Here is a 4959-nt window from a genome sequence, read left to right as displayed (position 1 = left end):
GTTGACGTGCGGCTTGGTCCGCTCAAATTTGCTTTTTGCCATTTTTCAACTCCGAAAAGTTACAAAACCAGTTAACTACAGCCATTCGCAACACAAACCGCGCCGCGCCGCGCCAGCTCAAAATATGGTGCCCATTGCGGGAATCGGACCCGCGACCTCTCCCTTACCAAGGGAGTGCTCTGCCACTGAGCCAAATGGGCTGAACTCAAAAAAATTCCTCACTGCGAGCTGGCACAAAATTAACTGCCAGAACCCCATAAACACCTACACCCACAGCTTTATGGAGCGGGAGACGGGAATCGAACCCGCGTCATTAGCTTGGAAGGCTAGGGTTCTACCATTGAACTACTCCCGCGCAGCTCTACCTATTCAGCTAGCTATTCAAATCACATCACAACTCACACTCAATGACCTCGCAACCCAAAACAACCTTTCGGCCAATAGCCTTATCGTGTTTGCCTTGCGCTGACCCCGCTTGCCAAAAATCAACAAAAATCTGGTGGATGAGGCTGGATTCGAACCAGCGTAGGCGTTAGCCAACAGATTTACAGTCTGCCCCCTTTAGCCACTCGGGCACCCATCCTTCAAGCGAACCTCAGATTATGCCACGGTTTTAGGTCGGTTGGCACATGCTGTCATGGCAAAAACCTTTGAAATTTGTTGATTGACCGCTATTCCCTGCCTCCGCAGGGTGCCGCCAGCGCGCCGCCTGGCCTTCTGCCCCCGTGGTTTGCCCGATCCGCCAGCCTTGAGGCATGATGGGATATCCACCGCTCCAGGCGGCAAGTCTGTCAACCCCTTTATGAATCAAGCGCTTCCCTCCCCCACACCGCCGCAGTCGCCTTCCCTGCGCCGGGTCAACCTGGCCTTGCAAGGCGGCGGATCGCATGGCGCCTTCACCTGGGGCGTGCTGGATGCCCTGCTGCAGGATGAGCGCATTCAGATCGACGGCATCAGCGGCGCCAGCGCGGGCGCCGTCAACGCCGTGGCGCTGGCGCATGGATTCGCCGCTACCGCGCAAGAAGGCAGCAAAACGCCAGCCCCCAGGGAGGCGGCGCGCGCGTCACTTCGCAGAATCTGGCAGGGCATCGCGGCCATGGGCAGCTTGGGCGCGATGGCCGGAAGCATCAGCAAGATGATGCTGGGCAACTGGTCTTCCGAAAAAGTGGGCGCCAACTTCAATGCCATGAGCCAGTGGATGTCACCCTACCAGTCCAACCCGCTGGACATCAACCCGCTGCGCAAATTGTTGCAGGCCGAAATTGATTTCACCGCCCTCGCCCGACTGCAAGGGCCGAAAGTTTTTGTCTCGGCCACGCATGTGACGACGGGGCAGGCCGAGATTTTCTCAGGCAAGCGCCTGACATTACAGGCAGTGATGGCATCAAGCTGCCTGCCCACATTTTTTCAGACCGTGGAAATTGACGGACAGCCTTACTGGGACGGTGGTTTCTCCAGCAATCCCGCCCTGCTGCCCCTCATCAACGATTGCAGCAGCCGCGACATCATCGTGGTGCAAATCAACCCGTTGCGGCGCGCCAGCACCCCGCAAACACCGCATGACATCATGGACCGCGTGAACGAGCTGACCTTCAATGCCAGCCTGCTTTCCCAGATGCGCGCCATCGATTTCATCAACCGACTGCTGGCCGACGGCCGCCTGCAAGAGGGCGCCCAATACAAAAGCCTGCTGCTGCACCGTATTGATGGCGGCGAGGCGATGGAAAACCTGCCGGCCTCCAGCAAGATGTCTACCGACACGGCCTTGCTCGAAAAGCTGTTTGAAATGGGCCAGGACGCGGCGAAATGCTGGCTGGGCCGTCACTTTGAGGCCTTGGGCCAGCAGAGTACGGTCAATATCCGCCGCGACTACGTTGGCGGCCTGGCGCAGGAGTTTTAGGGAATATCAAGTGCCATTTTGGCACTTGGCCCATATAGCACGGACGTAAATAGCTATTGAAATAATAGCGTACGCCTAAGGTTTTTGGTCTTTCTGGCGACTTTGTTGTGGGTCACGCCAATGGTGCGCCTGCGAAAAATGCCCGCAACCGATAAAGGGCACAGGCGGCCGCAGGGCCGACAACGGCGACGGATGATTTGCCATCAGCACCTTATGGCGGCGGGCGTCGATCAGCGCGCGCTTGGCTTGTGCATGGGCGCCCCACAGCATAAACACCACGGGATGGTCGCCGGCCGAGACCTGCTGGATCACGCTATCGGTTAACACCTCCCAGCCCCGGCCGGCGTGGCTGGCCGGGCGGCCCTCTTCCACCGTCAGACAGGTGTTGAGCAGCAGCACACCGTTGCTCGCCCAGCGCACCAGGCTGCCACCGGGCACCGGAAACTCGGGCGGCGGTATCCCTAAATCGCGCTGCAGTTCCTTGAAGATATTGCGCAAGGACGGCGGCAAAGGCACGCCGGGGGCGACCGAAAAAGCCAGCCCCTCAGCCTGGCCCCGCCCGTGATAAGGGTCCTGACCCAGAATGACGACGCGCACCTCTTCGGGCGGCGTGAGTTCCAGCGCGCGCAGCGGCTGGGGCGGAAAAATCACGGCGTTTTCCGCCAGCCGGCTGCGCAAGAAACTCAGCAGCTTCTGCCCCGCTTCACTGGCAAAAAAGGCATCGGTCAGGGACCGCCAGCCGGGCGCCACAGGCCAGTCTGCAGGGTCCGCGCTGGTCAAGCGCTCAAGCGCACCCGATGCCGACATTCCGACCAGCTGCGCCTGTTCCATGGCAACTACTACAGCGCAAACAACTGCTTCAGGGCGGCGCCCGGGTCTTCTGCGCGCATGAAGGCCTCGCCGACCAGGAAGGCGTTGACCTTGGCTTCACGCAGGCGCTGCACGTCTGCCGGGGTGGCAATGCCGGATTCGGTGACCAGCAGGCGGTCCGCGGGCACCTTGCCCAGGAGCTCCAAGGTGGTATCGAGCGAGACTTCAAAGGTCTGGAGGTTGCGGTTGTTAATGCCAACCAGCGGCGTTTTGAGCCTGAGCGCACGCTCAAGTTCGGCCTCGTCATGCACTTCGACCAGCACCGCCATGTCAAGTGACAGCGCCAGCGCTTCCAGCGCCTTCATCTGTGCATCGTCGAGGCAGGCCGCGATCAGCAAAATGCAGTCGGCCCCCATGACGCGCGATTCATAAATTTGGTAGGCATCGACCATGAAATCCTTGCGCAGAACCGGCAAACTGCACGAGGCTCTGGCTTGTTTCAAATAATCAATGCTGCCCTGAAAAAACTGCTTGTCCGTAAGGACCGACAGGCAGGCCGCGCCATGCTCGGCATAGGTCTGTGCGATATCGGCGGGAATGAAATCCGCGCGCAGCACGCCTTTGGACGGGCTGGCCTTTTTTATTTCGGCAATCACCGCCGGCTGACCTGCCGCGATTTTGGCGCGCAGGGCGCCGACGAAGTCTCGCGTGAGCACGCGTGATTCCGCGTCTTTGCGCATGGCGGCCAGGGGCTTGCGATTGATCGCTTCCGCGATTTCTTCGCGCTTGACGGCAACAATCTTGTTCAGGATATCGGACATGTCATTCAGTCTGCAGCTTGAGCTGCGAATTTCAAGCAGCAAGTGCCTGGGTGGTGGAAATGAGTTGCTGCAGGCGCGCTTTGGCCGCGCCGGATTCAAGGGCTGCCCGTGCAAGCTGAATCCCGCTTTGTATCGAGTCGACCACATTGGCGGCATACAGAGCCGCACCGGCATTGAGGATAACAATGTCGCGCGCCGCGCCCGGCTGGTTGTCCAGCACGCCGAGCAGCATGGCTTTGGACTGCTCGGGAGTCTCAACGCGCAGCGCGCGGTTGCTGGCCATGGGCAGCTTGAAGTCTTCGGGGTGAACTTCGTATTCGGTGATCTCGCCGTTTTTGAGTTCGCCCACCACGGTGGCCGCGCCCAGGCTGACTTCGTCCATGCCGTCCTTGCCGTACACCACCAGGGCATGCTCGGCTCCCAGGCGCTGTAGCGCACGAACCTGGATACCCACGAGGTCGGGATGGAACACGCCCATCAGGATGTTGGGCGCGCTGGCCGGGTTGGTCAGCGGGCCCAGGATGTTGAAAATGGTCTTGATGCCCAGTTCCTTGCGCACCGGCGCGACGTTTTTCATGGCCGGGTGGTGATTGGGAGCAAACATGAAGCCGACGCCGACTTCTTCGATGCACCGGGCAATGGCCTCGGGCGACAGGTTGAGCCGGATGCCCAGCGACTCGATCACGTCGGCACTGCCCGACTTGCTGCTGACGCTGCGGCCGCCGTGCTTGCTCACCTTGGCGCCCGCCGCAGCAGCGACAAACATGGCGCAAGTCGAAATATTGAAGGTGTGCGAGCCGTCACCGCCCGTTCCCACAATATCGACCAGATGGGTTTTGTCGGCAATGTGGACCTTGGTGGAAAACTCGCGCATCACCTGCGCCGCTGCGGTGATCTCGCCAATGGTTTCCTTCTTGACGCGCAGGCCGGTGATCAGCGCCGCCATCATCACGGGCGACATCTCGCCGCTCATGATGAGTCGCATGAGGTGCAGCATCTCGTCGTGAAAGATCTCACGGTGCTCGATGGTGCGCTGCAAGGCTTCCTGCGGGGTGATGTGGTGGGTGTCGGGCATGACGGTTCTCCTTATTCGCTTGTTTTTTGCTTCATTGGACTGGGCATCAGATCGCCGGATGATCGGAAAAAGCCAGCTTCAGGCCAAAACCGATGAACATGAGGCCGGCAATACGCTCCAGCCGCTGCATGCTGCGCTGCACCGCTCCCACGCGCCGCGCCAGCCAGGCGGCCGCCAGCGCCCATCCGATGTTGACCCACAGGCCATTGAAATTAAACAGCAGACCGAGCAGCAAGAACGCCAGCGGCTTGTTCGGGGTGCCAGGCGCGATGAACTGCGGCACGAAAGCCAGAAAAAACAGCGCCACCTTGGGATTGAGCGCATTCGTCCAGAAACCCTGAAAAAATATGCTT

At 60.0% G+C, this 4959-nt stretch carries 5 protein-coding genes and 3 tRNA genes; 1 reads left to right on the top strand and 7 read right to left on the bottom strand.

Going from position 1 to position 4959, the window contains the following annotated elements; genetic code table 11:
* Positions 1 to 125: 125 nt before the first annotated feature.
* From B3F77_RS01005 to B3F77_RS00995, 3 genes are all read right to left on the bottom strand, one after another.
* Positions 126 to 200, bottom strand: a tRNA-Thr gene (locus B3F77_RS01005).
* Positions 201 to 281: 81 nt separating this feature from the next.
* Positions 282 to 355: transfer RNA gene (locus B3F77_RS01000), tRNA-Gly, on the bottom strand.
* Positions 356 to 497: 142 nt separating this feature from the next.
* Positions 498 to 583 (bottom strand) — tRNA-Tyr (locus B3F77_RS00995).
* Positions 584 to 802: 219 nt separating this feature from the next.
* Here B3F77_RS00995 and B3F77_RS00990 point away from each other — a divergent pair.
* On the top strand, positions 803 to 1900 hold the full coding sequence (locus B3F77_RS00990; protein ID WP_293603153.1) for a patatin-like phospholipase family protein: 1098 nt from the start codon (positions 803 to 805) through the stop codon (positions 1898 to 1900).
* Positions 1901 to 1975: 75 nt separating this feature from the next.
* Here the strand turns inward: B3F77_RS00990 and B3F77_RS00985 are convergent, their stop codons facing one another.
* The 4 genes from B3F77_RS00985 to B3F77_RS00970 all read right to left on the bottom strand — a co-directional run.
* Positions 1976 to 2731 (bottom strand): uracil-DNA glycosylase, encoded by a 756-nt coding sequence (locus tag B3F77_RS00985; RefSeq protein WP_293603152.1) that lies wholly within the window; start codon positions 2729 to 2731, stop codon positions 1976 to 1978.
* 8 nt (positions 2732 to 2739) lie between these two features.
* Entirely contained in the window at positions 2740 to 3531 is a 792-nt protein-coding gene (gene trpC, locus B3F77_RS00980) for an indole-3-glycerol phosphate synthase TrpC (protein WP_293603151.1), read from the bottom strand.
* Between the two features lie 31 nt (positions 3532 to 3562).
* Entirely contained in the window at positions 3563 to 4606 is a 1044-nt protein-coding gene (trpD, locus tag B3F77_RS00975) for an anthranilate phosphoribosyltransferase (RefSeq protein WP_293603150.1), read from the bottom strand.
* Positions 4607 to 4652: 46 nt separating this feature from the next.
* Positions 4653 to 4959, bottom strand: a 307-nt coding sequence (locus B3F77_RS00970) for a LysE family translocator (RefSeq protein ID WP_293603149.1), incomplete at its 5' end; no start/stop codon positions are given.

This window comes from Polaromonas sp. UBA4122 (assembly GCA_002381615.1).
Lineage (GTDB): Bacteria > Pseudomonadota > Gammaproteobacteria > Burkholderiales > Burkholderiaceae_C > Polaromonas.
This window is presented reverse-complemented; position numbering and strand designations above follow the sequence as displayed.

Coding starts and splice junctions, on each gene's coding strand:
- B3F77_RS00990 (WP_293603153.1), top strand. CDS start 803: ATGAATCAAGCGCTTCCCTCCCCCACACCGCCGCAGTCGCCTTCCCTG.
- B3F77_RS00985 (WP_293603152.1), bottom strand. CDS start 2,731: ATGGAACAGGCGCAGCTGGTCGGAATGTCGGCATCGGGTGCGCTTGAG.
- trpC (WP_293603151.1), bottom strand. CDS start 3,531: ATGTCCGATATCCTGAACAAGATTGTTGCCGTCAAGCGCGAAGAAATC.
- trpD (WP_293603150.1), bottom strand. CDS start 4,606: ATGCCCGACACCCACCACATCACCCCGCAGGAAGCCTTGCAGCGCACC.